Source organism: Gracilibacillus salinarum (assembly GCF_022919575.1).
In the GTDB taxonomy this organism is placed as follows: Bacteria; Bacillota; Bacilli; order Bacillales; family Amphibacillaceae; genus Gracilibacillus; species Gracilibacillus salinarum.
Genome location: NZ_CP095071.1, coordinates 4734301 through 4754948, shown reverse-complemented (window position 1 = coordinate 4754948; position 20648 = coordinate 4734301). Strand labels below are relative to the sequence as shown.

The following is a 20648-nucleotide window of genomic DNA, read 5'->3' as shown; positions in this document are numbered from 1 at the left end:
CTACTGAAAATCAGTGTTTACTGACTTTCGGTAGGTTTGATTTGATTTACTCTAACTCCGCAACGATCTCTTCAATTTTTGCAAGTTCTGACTGTAAACCGCCGCCACTCAAGTACCAAAGTGGTCCATCTAAATAAATAATACGATCATTTTTGTACGCTGACGTTTGTTTAACAATATCATTTTCCATATCAGCCTCAATATTGGAATCCCCACCAATTGCTGCAGTACGGTCAATTACAAACAATACTTCCGGGTCAAATTCTAGAATTGCTTCAAATCCAAAATTCGAACCATGTGATGATGATTCAATGTCTTCTGTTACTGGTTGGAAACCGTACACGTCATAAACGTAACCAAAACGAGAATTAGTAGCGAAACCAGATAAACTTCCTTCATTATACATCGTTACTAAGCTTGTCTCAAAATTACCAGCTAGCGAACTAACCTCTTCTAAAGCTGTTTCATATTTTGCAAGGTATTCTTCAGCTTCTGCTTCTTTACCAAAAATTTGTGTTGCGATGTCAACTGATGCCATGAATGTATTCCAGTAGTCTTCTTGTTGCGTACCAACAAAGACAACATTAGGTGTAATTTCTTTTAATTGGTCATAGAATGCAGATTGACGACCTGAGATGAAAATGGCATCCGGCTCTAAAGCTGCAATATCTTCAAGTAATGGCTCTTTAAGTGTACCAATATTCGTATACGCATCACCTGAGTATTCTTCTAGATGTTCTGGTAAAGTTGAACCTTTTGCAACGCCGACAATGCCTTCAACTCCAAGTGAATCTAAAGTATCCAAGAAACCATAATCAAATACAACAATTTTTTCTGGCATTGACTCAAACGTTACGTCTTCAAAATTATATGTGGAACTTCCATCTCTGCTTTCAGATGTAGAAACTGTAGATGAAACCGTCATTGGATATGTAGAACTAGCTTCGTCACTTGATTCTTCCGTAGACTCTTCTGAACCTTCGCTGTTCCCTTCTTCTGTTGTTTGTCCTTCTTGATCAGCAGTCTCTTCTCCACTTGCGGAATTATCTGCTCCTCCGCATGCTGCTAGAACAAAAATTAATGATACTAGAATAAAACACAAAATTTTCCATTTTTTCATCGTGTAACTCCCCCTATTTTATTGTATGCGCCTCGACGATAATGATAATCGTTATCAATGAGAACAGTTATCATTATATGCAAATACTTGACCGATGTCAATTAAAATATGCAAAGTTTTTGAAACATTATTGTAAATATAATTAATCTTAATCGTATCAATGCAAGGATCTTATAAATAATTTATGATAAATTGGAATTCAAATTCGAAAACAAATTGTAACTTCTTTGCAAATTATTAAATGCCTTAATAATTTCGATTAAGGCATTTATTTCTTGCGCGATTAGAAGAACTAATATTTTAAGCAAGGAAGCTGACTGACATTTGATAGATCACAGCATAGGAAGTACTACGGCACACTAAGGACGAGGCTATTGTCAATTTCAAAAAAATTTACGATTGCGCATTAAAATATACACATATACGACAACCATTCTGCTCTTGAACCGGAATATCCATATCATAGATGTCCCGGAGAGCTTCAGAGTTAATAATGTCGTTTGTCGGACCATTTTTCACCAGTTTCCCATCCTTTAAAGCGACAATACGATCCGAATAAACCGATGCGAAGTTAATATCGTGTAATACAATCACAACTGTTTTACCCAATTCATTGACAAGCCTCCGTAAAATTTTCATGATTTGTACAGAATGTTTCATATCCAAATTATTTAAAGGTTCATCCAATAAAATATAATCTGTATCTTGAGCAATTACCATTGCTATAAAGGCACGCTGTCTTTGCCCACCAGACAGCTCATCAATAAATTGATCTTGCAAAGCATGTAAATTCATATAATCCATCGCTTGCTCTACGTATTCTTGGTCATTTTCCGTTAAGCGGCCTTTTGAATATGGATAACGACCAAATGAGATCAGTTCCCGGACGGTTAAACGGACGTTTGTATGGTTCGATTGTTTCAGAATCGATACACGCTTGGCAAACTCATTTGACTTCCATTTTTGTACATTACCTTGATCCAGTAATACTTCTCCAGAATCTGCTTCCAATAATCGACTTACCATTGACAGTAATGTTGATTTACCTGCACCGTTCGGGCCGATAAATGATGTAATAGTACCTGGTTCAATCGTTACCGAAACGTCTTCTACAACATTTTTCTTACCGTAGCGCTTCGTTAATTCCTTTATTTTTATCATCATGCAGCCCTGCTTTCTTTTAATAATAAGTAAATAAAGTAAATTCCACCAATAAAGTTAATAATGACACTTAATGTAGTGCGCAGTTCAAAAATATGCTCTACAAGAAATTGTCCTCCCACTAATGCAATGATACTAATTAAACTTGCCCCTAAAATTAAGATAGAATGCTTATAGGTGACCAAATACTGATACGCTAAGTTTGCAACAATTAATCCTAGAAATGTAATAGGCCCAACTAATGCAGTCGATGTCGCAATCAATACGGATGATAAGATTAAAATATTCATCACCATCCGATCATAGTTAATACCTAGATTCATCGCGTTCTCACGTCCCAGCGACATAACATCAAGTTTATCCATAATACGGTAGCCATAAATAAACGAAACAATTAAAATCCCGATAGCAATGTATAACAATTCGGCTTTCACCTTTGTAAAACTTGCAAATAACATCGTTTGTAAGCTTAAATATTCAACAGGATCTATCAGCACCTGCAAAAATGTAACAAAGCTACCTAACAGTGTCCCTATTATCATTCCAATTAATAATAATAGATAAATAGGGTGCTTATCCGAACGGAATAGAAAACGATATAAAATCAACGCAAATAAAACCATCGCTAAAATTGCGGCTCCAAAATTTAAATATCGATTGACTACCCAGACCGACATTGAACCCGCAAAGAAATAGATTAACGTCTGAACTACCTCATACATGGAACCCATTCCCATTATCGAAGGGGTCAAAATTCGGTTATGGGTTATGGTCTGGAACACGACGGTAGCATAAGAGATTGCTACTCCTGTTACAATCATCGCTAAAATTTTAACGACACGTTTGGGAAAGGCATAATCAAAGCCACCTTTAATATCATAAAATCCATATAAAAGCACAGAAATGATTACCAGTATGACTAAAAAGACTAACTTCGTACTATTTTTTCGCATATGCTCTCCCCCTAAGTAACATAATTAAGAAGATCGCACTTCCGATTACCGCAACCGTTACGTTTACTGGTATCTCATATGGATGAATAATGATACGACCCAAAATGTCACAGATTAATAGAAATACAACCCCAAGAACCATTGTATGTGGAATGGTTTTTCGTAAGTTATCACCAAGATAAAGAGAGACAATATTTGGCACAATCAGTCCTAAGAAAGGTATCATACCAACAGTTAGAACGACGGAAGTAGAGATGATTGCAACTAGAACCAGCCCAATGTTAAGTACGAACTTATAGCTTAATCCAATATTCTTGGCAAAATCCTCCCCCATTCCAGCTACGGTGAACTTGTTTGCATAAAGGTATGCCAATATAACAGCTGGTATACTGACATATAACAATTCATAACGGCCAGCAATAATTAATGTGAAGCTGCCCATCAGCCAAGATGAAATGTTTTGCAGAATGTCTGCTTCATATCCGAAGAACGTTGTGATAGATGATAGGATATTTCCATACATAATCCCGATTAATGGTACAAAAATAACATCTTTAAATTTTATTCGATCTAAAATTTGCATAAAAATAAATGTTCCTGCTAAAGCAAATGCAAAACTAAATATAACTTGCTGTGTATATGTAACGTTCGTTAGAAACAGCATGGAAATCATGATTCCTAATTTAGCTGCATCCAATGTTCCTGCCGTTGTAGGAGAAACAAATTTATTGCGACTCAAACTTTGCATAATTAAGCCTGCAATACTCATTCCGGCCCCTGCCAAAATAATCGCCAGTAATCGAGGTACTCTACTAACTAAGAAGATTTGAAACTTATCAGAATGAAAGTCGAGCAAATCACTTATCTTAATATCTATCGCACCTACAAAAAGCGATATAAATGACAGTATAATGGCAATAATTAATAGCATCCATAATCTCATTTGTAATCCTCATATTCTGTATATTTTTAATTGATAATGATCATCATTATCGTTTTAACAAATTTAATTATAGCTGTATTGTCAAATAATATCAAGTTCATCATTTACTGCCACAGCTCTCATTAAACAGGCGCTTATGAGAAGAAATATGATTAAAAATTAACATTTTGTTCGTAACGAAGGGGCTTATCGGCTATAATAACTAATGGTATATTGATACAGAAAGGAAGAAACCTTTGATTGTCATTATCGATAATTATGATTCATTTACATACAACCTCGCTCAGTACTACAGACAACTAACTAAAACGGTACGAGTTGTTCGAGTCAATGAAACCACGATCGAACAACTCGAAGAGTTGCAACCTAACTTGATTGTTATTTCACCTGGTCCTGGTGCACCCCAACACCAAATAGAATGCCTTAAAATATTAGAACATTTCTATGCTACCGTTCCGATCTTTGGTGTATGTTTAGGTATGCAGATAATCGCACATTATTTCGGTGGTTCTGTGAGCAGAGCAAATGCACCCATGCATGGCAAAACTTCTATGATAAACCATACCGGTACAGGCGTTTTCAAAGGAATTCCTGACCAGATCAACGTGACGAGGTATCATTCATTGGTTACCCATCAGATTCCTGAACAGTTTGCCATAACTGCGCATACAACTACGAATGAAATAATGGGTATCAAACATCGTCAGTTTAAAGTAGAAGGTATTCAATTTCACCCTGAAGCCATTTTAACGGAATTTGGTTTTGACATAATCCGGAATAGTTACATTCAAGCAATGGAGAGATCTAAATGACACTGCCCTTTTTACAATTTAATTTTAATCAAGATATCCAGCAATTTATTGACCCTGTCCAAGTTTGGAAAACAGATAACATCAAGCAGGTACATCGGATTTTTCAAGAGATAGAAGACTATTTAAATAACGGCTATTATATTGCAGGATTTGTCTCGTACGAAGCAGCCCCCGCTTTTGATCCTGCTTATGAAGTGAATACTAATCAGCAACTGCCACTTATCTGGTTTGGAGCGTATGAAAAGATAGTCAACAAGCAAACAGATACCGAACAATCATTGCAGCAGTTGTCAAATTGGCATATTACAACGGATTACCAGCAATATCACAAACATATCCATCATATTAAAAACGCGATAGCTGAGGGTAACACCTATCAGGTCAATTACACAACAAGACTCGAAGCAAACTTCAATGGATCTGCTTATCACTATTATCAGCAGTTGCTCGCTAATCAGCATGCTTCCTACTGTGCCTATTTAGACATAGGTACACAGCAGATTTTATCTGTTTCCCCAGAATTATTTTTTTCTGTGGAAAATAACAGGATTACAACGAAGCCTATGAAAGGGACAATCAAAAGAGGAAAAACGTTCGAGGAAGACGAGCAATTGAAAAAGCGATTAAAACATTCAACGAAAGATCAAGCAGAAAATGTAATGATTGTGGATTTACTTCGAAATGATCTCGGAAGAATAGCCAAGCCAGGATCAGTTCGAGTGAAAAGCTTATTTGATATAGAATCATATCCAACTGTTCACCAAATGACTTCTACTATTACAGCAGAGTTGGAAACAAATACAATTTACGAATGGTTTAGAGCGTTATTTCCTTGTGGTTCCATAACAGGTGCGCCTAAAGTGGAAACAATGAAATATATTGCGACATTAGAGAATACGCCTCGTGAAATATATTGTGGAGCCATTGGCTTTATTAGCCCTGATCGCTCAGCTACATTTAATGTCCCGATTCGAACTGTCCTTATCAACGGAAACAAAGCAACTTACGGAACCGGTGGTGGCATTACATGGGACTCTTCAAGTGAAGGGGAATACCAAGAACTTCAGCAAAAAGCAGAGATCTTGAAACAACAGCATAAAGAAATTTCTTTAATTGAATCACTGCTATTAAAGGATGGCGAATACCCTTTATTAGAGGAACATTTATCGAGATTAGCCAATTCAGCTCAGTATTTTGGCTTTTCTTTTTCAGAACATCCTATTCGTTCTAAATTGCTGTCTTTAGCAGCAAGATCTACATCTGGTTCCTACAAAGTAAAGCTTATTTATCATCGTGATGGTGAAATGGAATTAAATAGTGAAATGGTAACCTCTATAACGCAACCAATCTCTGCGATTATTGCACCGTTTGCGGTTAATAAAGAAGAGATTTATTTATATCATAAGACTACAAACCGATCAACTTATAACAAAATTTCAGAACACCAGCCCGAAGAGGTATTTACCTCATTACTTTGGAATAAAAATCGTTACGTAACAGAATTTACGATTGGAAATATCGTTATCGAGAAAAACGGAGAGTTCTTCACCCCTCCTGTTTCGGACGGATTATTGCCAGGTACGTTCCGACAGCGCTTATTACTGGAAAATAAAATAAAAGAAAAGTCGATTTCACTTAACGAGCTGGACAACTGTGATCAGATCTGGTTTATCAATAGTGTCAGAGGCTGGTTAAAAGTAAATATTTCTGATTCTTTTAAAACAAATAGGTCGTAGTATGCAGCAAGATTTGTTAAAATCAAATTAGTCATGTATTAGAGGAGGTAAACTAATGAACGCTTATGAACAATATATGAGAGAAATTGCACAACCAATGCGAGATGAACTAACGAACGCTGGCTTTAACGAACTAGTTACACCAGATGAAGTCGATGAATTTATGAATACAAATAAAGATTCAGCTCTGATCGTGATTAACTCTGTTTGTGGTTGTGCTGCTGGATTAGCAAGACCTGCAGCTATTGAATCACTTCAAGGAGAAACAAAACCAGTCCAATTAGTGACTGTATTTGCTGGACAGGATCGCGATGCAACAGCGAAAATGCGAGACTATTTCCAAGGTGTGGAACCCTCTTCACCATCAATGGCAGTTGTTAAAGATGGCGAACTAAAACACTTTATTCCTCGTGAACAAATTGAAGGCTATGAAGTAGAAGATATCGTTTCTCAGCTGACAGATGCCTATACAAAATATTGCTAGCAACATGAACAAAGGCGCAAGCGCCCGTTTAGAGACGCAGCGAGTGGAGCGAATCAACTGAGATAAAGGAATCACGGTGAGCTTGCGAATCGATGATGACTTATCGTAGGGTGATTTCGCGAAGTCGCCTAGTCTCTGGGCGCTGGAGCCGGACGTGGCCGTTTCTGTCAGCGAACATCATATAGCCTAAAATTTATACTTTCTTGACTTAGTACAAAGCCGAGCAGCTATCCTGCTCGGCTTTTCCTTATGCTGTATGTGTAGACTGTGAAAAAATTAACACTTTCCATACTCCTTATTATAGGAATTCTTACTTCATTTGAGCATGATTATGCAATTCACCTTTATGACTATACTTATGCTTTCTTTAACCAGAAAAAACGGGCATAAACCACCCGGTCCTAATTGACTTCATTAATAAACAACTTCCTATTCAATATGATTACTGCTGTGACCAGACTTATATACTTTCTTGACTGAGCACAAAAAAACAAGTGAGCTTTGGCTCACTTGTTTTTTTATTATTGTGCAATACGGCGTACATAACCAGAGAATGTAGATTTCCAATAACCGCTGCTCATACTTTCAATTGCTACGCCAGTTGAACTTTGAGATCCGATAAATTTATTGTTTCCTAAATAAATTCCAACATGACCATTTGTTTTGTAAGTATTAAAGAATACTAAATCACCTGGCTGCATGTTACTTGCAGATACTCTTTCGCCAACAGATGATAATGCAGATGTACTTGCAGGAATACTAATACCCGCCTGGCGGAATGCCCAACTTACGAATCCAGAGCAATCAAATCGACCATTTGCCACATCATATGCAGTTCTGCCTCCACCAAAAACATAAACGGAATTACCGATATATTTGTTACCTGCTGTCATTGCAGTTTGAAGTGCACCGCTTCCTGCAGATACTGGTGCAGATGATTCACTTGCATATTGGTCAATCACATTTTTGCTAGAGCTGCTTGATGATGTTGATTGACTACTGCTAGTTGCAGCTGTCTGCTGAGCTTCTGCTTCTTCCAAAGCTTTTTGTTTTTTTGCTAATACTTCTTCTTCAATTTTCAAATCGTCAAGAATATCGCTATTTTCTTCTTCTTTCTGTTGCAATTCTGACTTTAAATCTTCGTTTTGTTCTTTTTGTGCAACAATCTGTTGTTGCATTTCTTCATATTTTGCCTTCATGTCTTCTAATTCTTGTAGTTTTTCATCATGCTCTGCTTTATCTTTTTCAATCTCTAGTTTATCTTGCTCCTGGCTTTCCAGCAGGTTTTTATCTGCTTGGGTAATCTTATGTACTAGTGTAGCTCGGTCAATTAGATCCAGAAAACTTTTAGCACCAAAAATCACTTCAAGATAACTTGATGATCCACCGTTTTCCTGTAAAGAAGCTATTCTTTCTTTTAGAATTTCATTACGCTGATCAATCTTTTCCTGGATGGAATCAATATTAGACTCTAAATCTTGTACTTCCGATTCTACATTGTCCATTTCTTTTTCCGTTTCTTGAATCACTTCTTCATTATCTTCAATTGCTTCATCAAACCGTGTGATTTGTTCATTTAATTCAATCAAATCTGTTTTGATTTCTTGAATCTCTTGCTCTTTCTGATCAATATCAGATTGTACTTCCGAACGCTGTGACGAAATCTCTTCCTTTGTTTCTGCACTTACCGACTGAGCAAAAAACAAGCTGGAGACAACCGTTAAGACAACAACTGAATCTTTCACTAAGACTTTCATTTCTCGCATGAGACTCCCCTACTTTCCACAATAATTAATTATCATCGTTTCTTTGTATTTATGTATCATTCTTGTTTTATGTTGTATGTAATCTTGTATTCTATCTTTAGAACCAGACTCATTGTAACACATGTAGATTGCAGTCATATTATACGAATATTACAATTGTGTTTCAAAACTATCAGTTATTATGTTATTTTGTGTAGAAATCAGGTATAAATCTACCATTAACAGCACCAAAATATGCCAATGAATATGCTTACATCCACAATATTCCTGTTACAATTCTATTTGTATTACAATTGAACATGTCGAAATATAGTAGGACAAGCATAGGACAAAATAGGAAATCATCGGTGTTTTAACCAGAAATTATAATGAAACCAATAACATGCATAAGGTTGACTAAGTAGGCATTTACCCACTGCTCACATTCTAAAATACAGCTCACTATTCTATTAAATCATGATCATGATCTGGTTTTAATAGTATTATAATGCGGACATTAGCGATTTGTGTAGGCTTTTCTCCTCAGACAAGCAAATATCAACAAATGTGGAGTAAATGTTCCTTGAATATCTGCTGCCCACTTTGCTTTTGATCCTTATGGAAACTTAGGATTCAAACTAATGAATGCACCCGTCACTAATCAACTTGTGTATGTACAGCTACCTATAATATGGATTATGTAAAGTAAGCATTACTAACCAAGCATCCATATTGAAATATTTGATGTACTAGAATACCGCTTCGTCCAACCACTCCGCGTCCCGCGGGAGTCTACGTGGTTGGTCTACGCTAGGATTGGTAATCTACAACCTTTGTAAGAGATAGCATATTGATCACTCATCACTATATATCAGGAATTGAAAGAATAACATAATTTCTAGACCACTGCCTCAAGCTGTTCCATACGTTGTAGCACTTTCCTAAGGCGTAGGAAATAGTCGTCGACTCCTCATGCCTCAGCGCCAACTGAAAATCCACTTCATTTGTGCCTGTATCTGCAAGCTTTCCTTCGAAGTAAGCTTCCTCGGCACAAGACAGCAAGGAAGTAATTCAAGTAGTAGCCTAGCTGAGCCCACAGGACGCGGAGACTATTTCCGGAGCTTTGCTAAGCACATATTTCATATCAATTACCACATTTACACACAATTCTACTTTACATAATCCATATTATCGAAACTCAACTTCATCTTCTTTATCGTAGGGTGATGCAGGAAGTCTCCTAGTTTCTGGGCGCACGCGTAGAAACGGCTGTTACTGTCAGAACGTGGACTATGCTTTCTGTATTTATAAAAAAACACCTCCAAATAATAATGAATCATTACCATTTGGAGGTGTTGCTTTTTTATTCTTCGGCTAAGGCATTTTCGTCATAGGTTGCCTTCTTTTCCTTAATTTTTTCAAAAGCTTTTTGAGCAGGAAGCATGATCGCAAGCGAAATCAGGCTCATACTGAAGAAAAGCGCCAATCCTTGGAAATGCCATAGTACAAACATAATACCAAATACGCCCAATGTCATGATTAAAGTCTTTAACGGATTTAAGATCATGATAAAAAAGGCACTCTTGATCACTTCGAAAATACGCATCTGGTAGTGGGAATATACCGGAAACACATACAAAAAGGTTAATCCTGCCAAAATGCTGACGAACAAAAAGGGAACAGTCAGTATCATAACAAAATCATTTGGCGCCACCGTAATAAATACAAAATCCAAATATAACACATAAGCAATTGCAGCAAAGATATATCCTAATATATTTGCCTGCACAAATGATGCTCGAAAAGACTGCCAAAACGTTTTAAAAAGAGGGATATCAGTATAGCCGGTTATCCATTTTCTCATGACAGCAAAAACGGCAGCTGTAGCTGGAAATAATCCTGCAACAAGCAGACCCAGTACGGTAAATCCAATCCATAATACATTTAAATATGCCACTTTGCTTATCCATTCAAAAGCTTTGTTTAACGCGTTCATACTAATATCCTCCTCTGATAAGTATGTTCTGCTTTCTATAAAATACAAAAAAAGTGTTACCCTTTTAAACCACTTGTACTGATTCCTTCTACAACGTAACGTTGGAAAATAAAGAAGATGACAAAGACCGGTATTAACGAGACAACCGACATGGCAAACATTGCACCCCAATTCGATACGGTTTCATTACTTAAGAACATATTCAACGCCATTGAGACCGTATACTTTGATGGACTGTTTAAATATAATACTGGACCAAGCAAGTTATCCCATGTCCAATAGAATGTAAATATAGCAGTTGTTGCTAAAGCAGGCACAATTAAAGGTAAGATAATTCTTCGGTAAATGCCAAACGTATTACATCCATCAATAATCGCCGCTTCATCTAATTCGCGTGGTATAGTACGTATAAACTGCACCAATAAGAAAATAAAGAACGGATGACCAAAGAAGGCTGGAACTACCAATGGTTTCAATGAATTCAACCATTCTAACTTTGCAAAGATAATGTATTGCGGTATCATTACTACTTCATATGGAAGCATTAGTGTCATGATCATAATCGCAAACCAGAAACCACGTCCCGCAAACTTCAAACGTGCAAATCCAAAAGCAATTAACGAACAGGAGATTAGGTGACCGATTAATACTAATGCAACGAACACTGCTGTATTCGTTATAAACGTACCGAATCCATAATCACCGAATCCTTCCCATCCTTGACCATAGTTACTCAATACAAATGGATCAGGCAAAAGAGAATCAGCTGTTACGAAAATGCGCTCACTCTTTTTAAAAGAACTCATCACAAGCCAGGCAACTGGATATAGTAGCAGGATGGCAAAGCCACCGACGATGACATGATAAATTAGTTTTTTTACGTGTTTTGGTTTCATCGATTATTTGCCTCCTTCTGATTCATAGTGCACCCAAAATCTGGATGTCATAAAGATAATAGAAGTTAATATCGCAATAATCACCAGCATTACCCAAGCCATCGCGGATGCGTATCCCATATGGAAAAACTCAAATCCTTGTTTAAATAGATATAACGAGTAAAGAAGCGTTCCATCCAATGGTCCGCCAGTACCTTTGGAAATAATAAAGGCTGGAACAAATGTCATAAATGCTCCAATCGTCTGCATAACTGCATTAAACAAAATGACGGGGCTGAGCATTGGAATCGTAATGCTGAAGAATTTTTGAAAGAAACTGGCACCATCTACACTGGCCGCTTCATAATAACTTTGCGGAATCGACTTTAAACCGGCTAAGAAAATTAACATCGAAGAACCAAATTGCCAAATAGACAGGAAAATAAGCATCCATAAGGCAGCAGTCGGATCCCCAAACCACCTGACAGGATCTATACCAATTGACATTAACGCAATGTTAACAACACCTTCATCACCAAAGATATTCCGCCACATAATGGCAACTGCAACACTTCCCCCGATTAAAGAAGGTAAATAATATAATGTACGATATAAACCTACTGCTCTTGAGGCCGTATTCAACAACATCGCAACGATTAACGCAAATAGTAATCGTAAAGGCACACCAGCAAAAACATAAATAAAGGTAATCTTTAATGAGTGTAAATATCTTGGATCTGCAGTAAACATCTCTTTAAAGTTCTGTAACCCGATCCAACGTGGAGAATTAAATAAATCGTAAGAAGTAAATGAAAAGTAAAAAGAAGCAACAATAGGAATAATAGTAAATGCAAGGAATCCAATAACAAAAGGGCCAATAAATAGATATCCCCAAAGGTTTTGCTTCATATTTGTCTGCATTTTGAAAGCTCCCTTCTATTATCAACGATAGTTGGAAAAACAATAGCTGACCTCTTGTGGATCAGCTACTGTTCTTCACAACTTGCTTAATTGCCTAAAATACTTTCAGCTTGTGTTCTGAATTGTGTGGCTGCATCCTCTGGCGAAATTTCACCATATGCAATTTGCTCTTGCAGTCCATCAATTAATTCGATTACTTCACCTGCGCCAGCTGGATCTGGAGCACCCATTGCAGTACTGTTTTCTTCCGCCCATGCAACATATTCGAAGACTTTTGCCTGTGCTTCAGAAACTTCACTCAATAAAGCATCTTTTACTTCTGATGAAACTGGTACACCACGATCACCTAGAATTAATTTATTTGCTTCTACATCATTGATAAAGAAGTTAAGAAAATCAGCTGCTGCTTCTTTTTGTTCTGAGTTCTCTGATACAGAGAAGAACATACTAGGTTTTAAGAACAACCCTTGGTCTACATTCGGACCTGGCGTAGGAGCAAACTCAAAGCTAGACTCTGAAATATCTTCCAACCCGACAAACTGGTTAGACCATTGGAAGATACCTACCCCTTCTCCTTTGACGACTGGGTCATCTTCCGGACCAGCTAATTGTGCTAAGAAATCAGGTGTTGGAGTTGCTTCTGATTCCACTTGTTCCTGGACCATTTTAAAGAAATCTACGAATAATTGATCATCTTCATAGCCTAAACCGCTTCCATCTTCAGCGTATAAGCGTTTTCCATTCTGACGTAAGTAATAATTAAAGAATACATCTGCTTTCAAGCCATTATCGAAATAATAGCCTGCATCTACCGCTTTCTGAGAAATTTCCTGATATTCTTCCCAAGTCCATTCTTCAGGGAATTCGTCATATCCTAATTCTGACATAATTTCTGGATTATAATGAAAACTTAAAGCGTTTACACCAAGGTTAAAACCATAAACTCCATCGCCGACTTTACCGCCGTCAATCGCATTTTGTGAAATATTAGTATCGTCGATATTACTTCCAATAAAAGGTGATAAATCCGCTAATTGATTATTTTCTGCATATTGTGAAAGATAAGATAAGTCCATTTGCACGATGTCAGGTAATTCATTTGCTGCTGCTTGTGGAGCTAATTTTTGCCAGTAATCATCCCAACTTGCATATTCTGGTTCAATTGTGACATTCGGATGCTGTTCCTCATACATTTTAATTACTTCTAAAGTATAATCATGTCGTGGTTGAGAACCCCACCAGGCAATCCGTAAGGTTACTTCTTCATCACCAGATTCAGCACCTTCAGAGTCTCCATTGTCTGCCGTTTCTTCAGATGCATTATCGTCACTGGAAGCTTCTTCACTTCCCCCGTCGCCGCTACATGCAGCAAGCCATAAAATCATCATCATTCCTAACAGTACTAACAAAGATTTTTTCATTTCTTATCCTCCCCTTTTTAAAAACACTGTAAGCGATTACACTTATATATTATCAAAATATTTGAAAAAATAGGATATAATTATCAGTGCTAAATGTTCAAAAATCAGTGTTAAATCACTAAATTGCAGATATTCCTTCTTTTAACCTGATTTAATCCGTTCTGAAGGAGAATATCCCTTTATTTTCTTAAAGATTTGGCTGAAATATTGAGGATTATTACCAAAACCTAACCGCTCTGCTAATTCAAAAACTTTAATGTCTCTTTCCTTTTCAATCATTTCAATCGCTTTATTTATCCTGGTGTTGGTAAGGAATGCAGAGAAACCTTTTCCTGTTTCCTTCTTGAAAGTTTTACCAAGATAATCGGCATTCATAAACAAACGATGATTCGCTATCCATTGTAAGGAAAGTTCCGGATTGGCAATTTCCTCTTCGATAAATCCGAGCATCATCTTAACTGTTTTAGAATAGTTACCTTCCTGACCGGACAGTTGAATTAGCCGGTCAAATAACTGTTCAAAGAATATCGTAAAATCCGTTACGTGATGATAATCCTCCATTTCGTTAATCACTTGAATATGATCCTCTGTCGAACGATGACTTAAGCGTTGTACGATAAACAAATAGATTTGAATAAAATATCCCCGCGCTCTTTTGGGCATAACATCATGTTGTCTTAAATCTTCTTCTAATCGTTGAAAAAGAGCGACCATTTCAGTCTTATTGCCTTCTTTTATACAATTCAAAATCTTTTCAAATGAAAAATCAATACTATGAACAGATTTACTTAAGTGTGATGAGCAATGATTCATATCAATGAAGAGCTGATTTGGCCGATAAAATACATGGAAATTCATTTCTTCTAAACTCGGTACGCCACCCATATCCTGATGACTGCATAATCCAGTCATCACTATTGTATGGGAATAATGTTGAAGCTTCTCTTCATATTGCAGAAGTTGCTTAAGGTATTTGGTGTCATTAGAACGCAGAAGTAATAGAATGCTATTATCTATAATGTTAGCAAGGACTGTTTCTTGAAGAAAGCTGCTTTTTATGGAATGTTTTAACGTGACTAACTGATCATAGGCCAACCTATCTTTGATGTATATCATAGCAAATAGGCACGACTGTTCTCCATACAGTTCTTCCATGATTGATTTAACCTTTGTTTCTGCATTATCGGTTTGTTGTGGATGAACAAATAGTTCTTTTAGTGCTTCCTCGTATTCATTTATCATTATTTTAGCATTTTCTTCTTCCATTTCTTTCACATACGCTGAGGAGTGGTCCTCTTGTTGTTTTTCTTTCACAACTTCAGCAAGTGCTTCACCAATATTTTCTTCATTACACGGCTTTAGTAAATAATGTTTCACCCCAAATCGCATCGCTTGTCTGGCGTACTCAAATTCATTGTATCCAGAGATGAATATCCATTTGATCCCTGGATACTCTATTTGTGCTTTTTTGACTAATTGCAGCCCATCTAATCCAGGCATTGTAATATCTGTAATCACAATATCCGGTTTATTTTTGCTAATAAATTCATACGCTTCAAGACCATTAAATGCTTTTCCAATTAACTGTGTCTCATATTTGTTCCAATCGACAATTACTGATATACCATCTAAGATCATTCGTTCATCATCTACTAATAACACTTTGTACATTTTCTTTAATATCCCCCTTCGGCAAAATAATGGCAACTTCAGTTCCTTTTCCCCATGTACTCTCTATATGCAAACCATACGCCTCACCAAACAGCAATTGAACTCTTTCATTTATATTGCGCAATCCTATACCGGTTCCTTTAGAGCGATAATTTCCCTGCTTAATCTGTTCGACATAGGACGGAGACATGCCAGGTCCATTATCTATTAATCTAATAACTAAGGTTTCATCTACATGCAATATAGATAAATGTATGCTGCACACACCAACCATCTCCTGTAACCCATAGCGTATAGCATTTTCAATAATTGGCTGAATAATAAATTTGGGAATTTGAACGTCTAATAACTCATCTGGTATGTCTTTAGAAAATAATAACCTATCTTCAAATCTATATTTTTGAATCGTTAAATAATGATCCACGACTAATAACTCGTCACGTAATGAGATTAAGTCATCTTTCATATTGATCGAAGCCCTTAATATATAACCTAATGATTCTGCCATTTGAGAAATTCTTTTTTCGCCAACTACCTTGGCAGACCAGTTAATCGAATCAAGCGTATTATATAAAAAATGCGGGTTCACTTGTGCCTGCAGTGTTTTAAACTCAGACTCCTTTATTAATAGTTGCTTTTTATAGTTTTCTCCGATTAAATAATTAATCTGAATCATCATCGTTTTGAAGTTTTCATGCATTTGGCCTGCTTCATCTTTATTCAGGTTCTGATCAATACCAACATCATAATAATCAAGGTCTCCTGTTTGTACTTTTTTCATTTTCTGATTTAAACTTTCGATAGGATTAACGATTGTACCAGTGAATTTACTTCCCAAAAAGATCATAATAATAAAAAGAATCAGATACGTGATAAATACAGCAGTACGCGCATTATTGATGACAGAAAACAGGTTACTGTATGGCGTTACGATCATATACGTCCAATCAAGATGACTCGCTTCTGCATATGTCAAAAAATACTTATTTCCATTAATATCGATTATTTGATAACCCGATTTCCCCTCATTGAAATCCCCCGGCTTTATGGAATTGATAGCATCCTCATTTGTAAAAATTTGATTTCCGTTATTATCATATATTAGAAAGGAAGTTTCTTGATCTTTGAGATTATTAGTTAAATCATCCATTATTCCTTCGATGTTTACTCGGACAGCAACTGATCCTAGTCTGGCAAAAGAAAATTCAACAAAATCTCGTAAATCTCTAACTGCCATAATGGTATTATCATTATCTGAAGGCGAAACCCAGTTCACTCCGCCTTCTTTTTCCTCTGCCAATTGTTTCAAATTGTCCAATCGCTCTTGTGAAAGTGTTATTGGGGCTGTTCCACTCGCGTATTCTTTGTCAGCAATATCATAAACCTGAATGGATTTCACATATTTATTTAAACTGCCAATATTTAATACACGCTGTCGCAGATTCATTCCAATGATGAACTGGTTATAGCTGTTGTCTGTATCTTTTATTTCTTTTAAGTATGATTGCACATACACATCGGTAGAAATCTGATACGATAACCGTTCCATTTTTTTCAATTCTGCTTCCACTGAATTTGCTGATACTTGTAAGGATTGTGCTGACTGAAGATAAATTTCCTTGTTATATAAATGAAATGCATATTGAAGAATTGATAGTCCGCCAACACTAAATGCTAGTAAAACAAGAGAAGTTAATAAGACCATCTTATATTTCAAGCGCAAATCCATATAATACTGAACGACCTTTTTAACCATAACCCCACCCCCCTTGACTGTTACCGCTTTCATTTTTTTAATTATATGATTAAATGAATTGTTCGTCAATTTAGCATTCTTTATAAGGAAATGATGCTTAACCATCGCAATTATCAAGACTGATGGATAATTAATAAAAACCTAACATCCTTCGACTGCTCCTAACTTATACAACTAGTACCTATAATATGGATTATGTTAAGTAAGGCTGTAATGCTAATTGGTAATTTTGATAGTTATAATCTGCTTAGCAAAGCTCCGGAAATAGGCTCCGCGTCCTGTGGGGGCGGGTTCAGCCTCCTCGCGAGCAAAAACCGCTCACTGCGGGATCTTCACACACGACTGATCCCACGCCTATTTCCTACGCTTATGGGAAGTGCTACAACGTATGGAACAGGTAAAAGCAGTAGTTCTATTCATTAGACTCTTCGAATTGTTAAGGATTTATTGTAAATCGTTCAAAATGCTAGCTTTTACATAAGATGTAGAGCATATTCACTAGCGTAGGCCAACCAGGTAGACTGCTGTGACTGCACATTCTTTCTAGACTGACAAAAAAGTCTCTAAGAATAATTCTCAGAGACTTTTTTCACTATTGATAAACATTTTTGTTCTTTAAATAATTCTTTTTTCCATTAATATTGGAGAATGCCCTCAATGCCGGGAACATGGAGGCAATAGCGAGTAGACTCATACTAAAAAATAAAGCCAACCCCTGGAATTTCCAGATACCTGCTATAATTCCAAACACTCCCAGTGTCATCATTATTGTTTTTCCTGGATTCAAAACCATGATGAAAAATGCGCTTTTAATCACATCTCTTATATTCATTTCAAAATGCACATACACAGGAAAAACATAAAGAAAAGTTAAACCAAGTAAAATCGATACAAACAGGAACGGTATGGTCAATACTAATACATAATCATTAGGAGCAACGTTAATAAAAAGGAAGTCCAAATATAAGATATAGGCAACCACTACAAACAAATACCCTAGAACATTTGCACCTAAGAAGGATTGTCGATACGTCTGCCAAAAGGTTTTAGTAATGGAAATATCACTGTAACCTGTTAACCATTTCCTCACTACTGCAAATGTAGCTGCAGTAGCAGGAAACAGACCAGCTATAATCAATCCTGACATCGACAAACCTACCCAAAGCAAATTCAGATATGCTACTTTTGCGATCCATTCACATGCTTTATTCAATGCGCTCACTTAGAGATCATCCCCCTTCACTTGCTCTAAGTTGTAATACTTAACCTTTCAGACCACTTGTACTGATGCCTTCCACCACATACCGCTGAAAAATAAAGAAGATAATAAATACCGGGATCAATGACACAACAGACATTGCGAACATCGCGCCCCAATTCGAAACCGTCTCATTACTCAAGAACATATTTAATGCCATCGATACCGTATATTTAGATGGACTGTTCAAATATAATACCGGCCCGAGTAAATTATCCCAAGTCCAATAAAAAGTAAATATAGCTGTAGTTGCTAATGCTGGAACGAGTAATGGTAATATAATCCTCCGGTAAATTCCAAAAGTATTACACCCATCAATGATCGCTGCCTCATCTAATTCACGAGGTATCGTACGGATAAACTGAACGAGTAAAAAGATAAAGAATGGATGCCCAAAATAGGCAGGTATAACTAAAGGTTTTAAAGAATCTAACCATCCTAATTTTGCAAAAATAATATACTGCGGAATCATTACTACTTCAGCTGGTAACATGAGCGTCAGTATCATAATCGCAAACCAGAATCCGCGACCCGCAAACTTCAACCTTGCAAAACCAAAAGCAATTAAAGTACAAGATATTAAGTGGCCAATTAATACCAACACAACAAATATTGCGGTATTGGTCATAAATGTTCCAAAACCATAATCACCAAAACCCTGCCAGCCTTGTCCGTAATTACTTAATACAAATGGATTCGGTATTAAAGAATCTGCTGTGAGGAAAATACGCTCACTCTGCTTAAATGAACTCATGATCAACCATGCAACTGGATATAGTAATAGAACAGCAAATCCACCGACAATAATATGATAAATGAACTTGTTAATATATTTTGCTTTCATCAATTATTTGCCTCCTTCTGACTCATAGTGAACCCAAAATCTTGATGACATGAAGATGATGGATGTAAAAATGGCAATAATGATTAGCATAATCCAAGCCATAGCAGACGCATAACCCATAGAGAAAAATTCAAAACCTTGTTTAAATAAGTACAATGAATAGAGCAATGTTCCATCTAGCGGTCCACCAGTACCTTTGGAAATAATATATGCTGGAACAAACGTCATAAAAGCAGAAATCGTTTGCATTATTGCATTAAATAGAATTACCGGGCTTAGCATGGGAACTGTAATCTTGAAAAATTTCTGGAAATAATTCGCCCCATCTACACTTGCCGCTTCATAATAGCTTTGTGGAATAGACTTCAAACCAGCGAGAAAAATTAACATGGATGAACCAAATTGCCAGATGGATAAGAAAATCAGCATCCATAATGCAGCAGTAGGATCGCCAAACCATCTGACTGGATCAATTCCCATCGACATTAAAGCCAGGTTGACTACTCCCTCATCACCAAAAATATTACGCCACATAATGGCAACAGCAACACTTCCACCGATTAATGAAGGTAAATAGTAGAGAGTGCGGTATAACCCTACTGCTCTTGAGGCTGTATTAAGCAGCATCGCTACAACCAATGCAAATAGTAATCGTAACGGTACACCAGCAAATACATAAATAATGGTTATTTTTAATGAATGTAAATATCGCGGATCATCTGTAAACATTTCCTTAAAGTTATCAAACCCTATCCATTGTGGTGCAGAAAATAAATCATAGGAGGTAAATGATAAATAAAACGATGTAATTATCGGAATAATGGTAAATGCTAGGAAACCAATAATAAATGGTCCAATAAACAGATATCCCCATAAGTTTTGTTTCGTGTTTGATTGCATTGAAGCAACTCCTTTCTTTATCGTTGTTATTTTTCGAAAGTCACTTTCCATT

At 36.5% G+C, this 20648-nt stretch carries 17 protein-coding genes; 3 read left to right on the top strand and 14 right to left on the bottom strand.

The window, feature by feature from the left end:
• Positions 1-46: 46 nt before the first annotated feature.
• The 4 genes from MUN87_RS22000 to MUN87_RS21985 all read right to left on the bottom strand — a co-directional run bounded on the left by MUN87_RS22000 (position 47) and on the right by MUN87_RS21985 (position 4177).
• Positions 47-1120: a siderophore ABC transporter substrate-binding protein gene (locus MUN87_RS22000; RefSeq protein ID WP_244743981.1), complete on the bottom strand. Its 1074-nt coding sequence runs from the start codon at positions 1118-1120 to the stop codon at positions 47-49.
• Between the two features lie 393 nt (positions 1121-1513).
• Positions 1514-2281, bottom strand: coding sequence for an iron ABC transporter ATP-binding protein (locus tag MUN87_RS21995; protein WP_244748049.1), 768 nt, complete (start codon positions 2279-2281; stop codon positions 1514-1516).
• Positions 2281-3234 (bottom strand): iron chelate uptake ABC transporter family permease subunit, encoded by a 954-nt coding sequence (locus MUN87_RS21990; RefSeq protein WP_244743980.1) that lies wholly within the window; start codon positions 3232-3234, stop codon positions 2281-2283. The genes MUN87_RS21995 and MUN87_RS21990 overlap by 1 nt, the downstream gene beginning before the upstream one ends.
• Complete coding sequence (locus tag MUN87_RS21985) at positions 3221-4177, bottom strand: ABC transporter permease (RefSeq protein WP_244743979.1); 957 nt, start codon at positions 4175-4177, stop codon at positions 3221-3223. Before MUN87_RS21985 ends, MUN87_RS21990 begins: the two co-directional genes overlap by 14 nt.
• Before the next feature lie 236 nt (positions 4178-4413).
• Here MUN87_RS21985 and MUN87_RS21980 point away from each other — a divergent pair, with 236 nt between their 5' ends.
• Genes MUN87_RS21980 through MUN87_RS21970 form a run of 3 tightly spaced genes read left to right on the top strand, consistent with a single transcriptional unit; the run spans position 4414 to position 7209 of the window.
• Positions 4414-4989, top strand: a complete 576-nt coding sequence (locus MUN87_RS21980; protein ID WP_244743978.1) for an anthranilate synthase component II — start codon at positions 4414-4416, stop codon at positions 4987-4989.
• Positions 4986-6725: an aminodeoxychorismate synthase component I gene (gene pabB, locus MUN87_RS21975; RefSeq protein WP_244743977.1), complete on the top strand. Its 1740-nt coding sequence runs from the start codon at positions 4986-4988 to the stop codon at positions 6723-6725. The genes MUN87_RS21980 and pabB overlap by 4 nt, the downstream gene beginning before the upstream one ends.
• A gap of 55 nt (positions 6726-6780) precedes the next feature.
• Positions 6781-7209 carry a BrxA/BrxB family bacilliredoxin gene (locus MUN87_RS21970; RefSeq protein WP_244743976.1) on the top strand — a complete coding sequence of 143 codons (429 nt, stop codon included), beginning with the start codon at positions 6781-6783 and terminating at the stop codon, positions 7207-7209.
• 521 nt (positions 7210-7730) lie between these two features.
• Here the strand turns inward: MUN87_RS21970 and MUN87_RS21965 are convergent.
• The 10 genes from MUN87_RS21965 to MUN87_RS21920 all read right to left on the bottom strand — a co-directional run bounded on the left by MUN87_RS21965 (position 7731) and on the right by MUN87_RS21920 (position 20596).
• Complete coding sequence (locus MUN87_RS21965) at positions 7731-8975, bottom strand: C40 family peptidase (RefSeq protein ID WP_244743975.1); 1245 nt, start codon at positions 8973-8975, stop codon at positions 7731-7733.
• A 1342-nt stretch (positions 8976-10317) separates the two neighbouring features.
• Positions 10318-10950, bottom strand: coding sequence for a YesL family protein (locus MUN87_RS21960; protein WP_244743974.1), 633 nt, complete (start codon positions 10948-10950; stop codon positions 10318-10320).
• Between the two features lie 56 nt (positions 10951-11006).
• Positions 11007-11846, bottom strand: a complete 840-nt coding sequence (locus MUN87_RS21955) for a carbohydrate ABC transporter permease (RefSeq protein WP_244743973.1) — start codon at positions 11844-11846, stop codon at positions 11007-11009.
• Between the two features lie 3 nt (positions 11847-11849).
• Positions 11850-12746: a carbohydrate ABC transporter permease gene (locus MUN87_RS21950; RefSeq protein WP_244743972.1), complete on the bottom strand. Its 897-nt coding sequence runs from the start codon at positions 12744-12746 to the stop codon at positions 11850-11852.
• An 86-nt stretch (positions 12747-12832) separates the two neighbouring features.
• A complete protein-coding gene (locus MUN87_RS21945) occupies positions 12833-14167 on the bottom strand; it encodes an extracellular solute-binding protein (protein WP_244743971.1) in 1335 nt (444 codons plus the stop codon).
• A gap of 141 nt (positions 14168-14308) precedes the next feature.
• Positions 14309-15838, bottom strand: a complete 1530-nt coding sequence (locus MUN87_RS21940) for a response regulator (RefSeq protein WP_244743970.1) — start codon at positions 15836-15838, stop codon at positions 14309-14311.
• Complete coding sequence (locus tag MUN87_RS21935; RefSeq protein WP_244743969.1) at positions 15813-17594, bottom strand: cache domain-containing sensor histidine kinase; 1782 nt, start codon at positions 17592-17594, stop codon at positions 15813-15815. Before MUN87_RS21935 ends, MUN87_RS21940 begins: the two co-directional genes overlap by 26 nt.
• A gap of 592 nt (positions 17595-18186) precedes the next feature.
• Entirely contained in the window at positions 18187-18816 is a 630-nt protein-coding gene (locus MUN87_RS21930; RefSeq protein WP_244743968.1) for a YesL family protein, read from the bottom strand.
• A 40-nt stretch (positions 18817-18856) separates the two neighbouring features.
• Positions 18857-19696: a carbohydrate ABC transporter permease gene (locus MUN87_RS21925; RefSeq protein WP_244748048.1), complete on the bottom strand. Its 840-nt coding sequence runs from the start codon at positions 19694-19696 to the stop codon at positions 18857-18859.
• 3 nt (positions 19697-19699) lie between these two features.
• Entirely contained in the window at positions 19700-20596 is an 897-nt protein-coding gene (locus MUN87_RS21920) for a carbohydrate ABC transporter permease (protein WP_244743967.1), read from the bottom strand.
• Positions 20597-20648 lie beyond the last annotated feature (52 nt).

Coding starts and splice junctions, on each gene's coding strand:
- MUN87_RS21985 (WP_244743979.1), bottom strand. CDS start 4,177: ATGAGATTATGGATGCTATTAATTATTGCCATTATACTGTCATTTATA.
- MUN87_RS21940 (WP_244743970.1), bottom strand. CDS start 15,838: ATGTACAAAGTGTTATTAGTAGATGATGAACGAATGATCTTAGATGGT.
- MUN87_RS21935 (WP_244743969.1), bottom strand. CDS start 17,594: ATGGTTAAAAAGGTCGTTCAGTATTATATGGATTTGCGCTTGAAATAT.
- MUN87_RS21960 (WP_244743974.1), bottom strand. CDS start 10,950: ATGAACGCGTTAAACAAAGCTTTTGAATGGATAAGCAAAGTGGCATAT.
- pabB (WP_244743977.1), top strand. CDS start 4,986: ATGACACTGCCCTTTTTACAATTTAATTTTAATCAAGATATCCAGCAA.
- MUN87_RS21995 (WP_244748049.1), bottom strand. CDS start 2,281: ATGATAAAAATAAAGGAATTAACGAAGCGCTACGGTAAGAAAAATGTT.
- MUN87_RS21925 (WP_244748048.1), bottom strand. CDS start 19,696: ATGAAAGCAAAATATATTAACAAGTTCATTTATCATATTATTGTCGGT.
- MUN87_RS21955 (WP_244743973.1), bottom strand. CDS start 11,846: ATGAAACCAAAACACGTAAAAAAACTAATTTATCATGTCATCGTCGGT.
- MUN87_RS21990 (WP_244743980.1), bottom strand. CDS start 3,234: ATGCGAAAAAATAGTACGAAGTTAGTCTTTTTAGTCATACTGGTAATC.
- MUN87_RS21970 (WP_244743976.1), top strand. CDS start 6,781: ATGAACGCTTATGAACAATATATGAGAGAAATTGCACAACCAATGCGA.
- MUN87_RS21945 (WP_244743971.1), bottom strand. CDS start 14,167: ATGAAAAAATCTTTGTTAGTACTGTTAGGAATGATGATGATTTTATGG.
- MUN87_RS22000 (WP_244743981.1), bottom strand. CDS start 1,120: ATGAAAAAATGGAAAATTTTGTGTTTTATTCTAGTATCATTAATTTTT.
- MUN87_RS21950 (WP_244743972.1), bottom strand. CDS start 12,746: ATGCAGACAAATATGAAGCAAAACCTTTGGGGATATCTATTTATTGGC.
- MUN87_RS21920 (WP_244743967.1), bottom strand. CDS start 20,596: ATGCAATCAAACACGAAACAAAACTTATGGGGATATCTGTTTATTGGA.
- MUN87_RS21965 (WP_244743975.1), bottom strand. CDS start 8,975: ATGCGAGAAATGAAAGTCTTAGTGAAAGATTCAGTTGTTGTCTTAACG.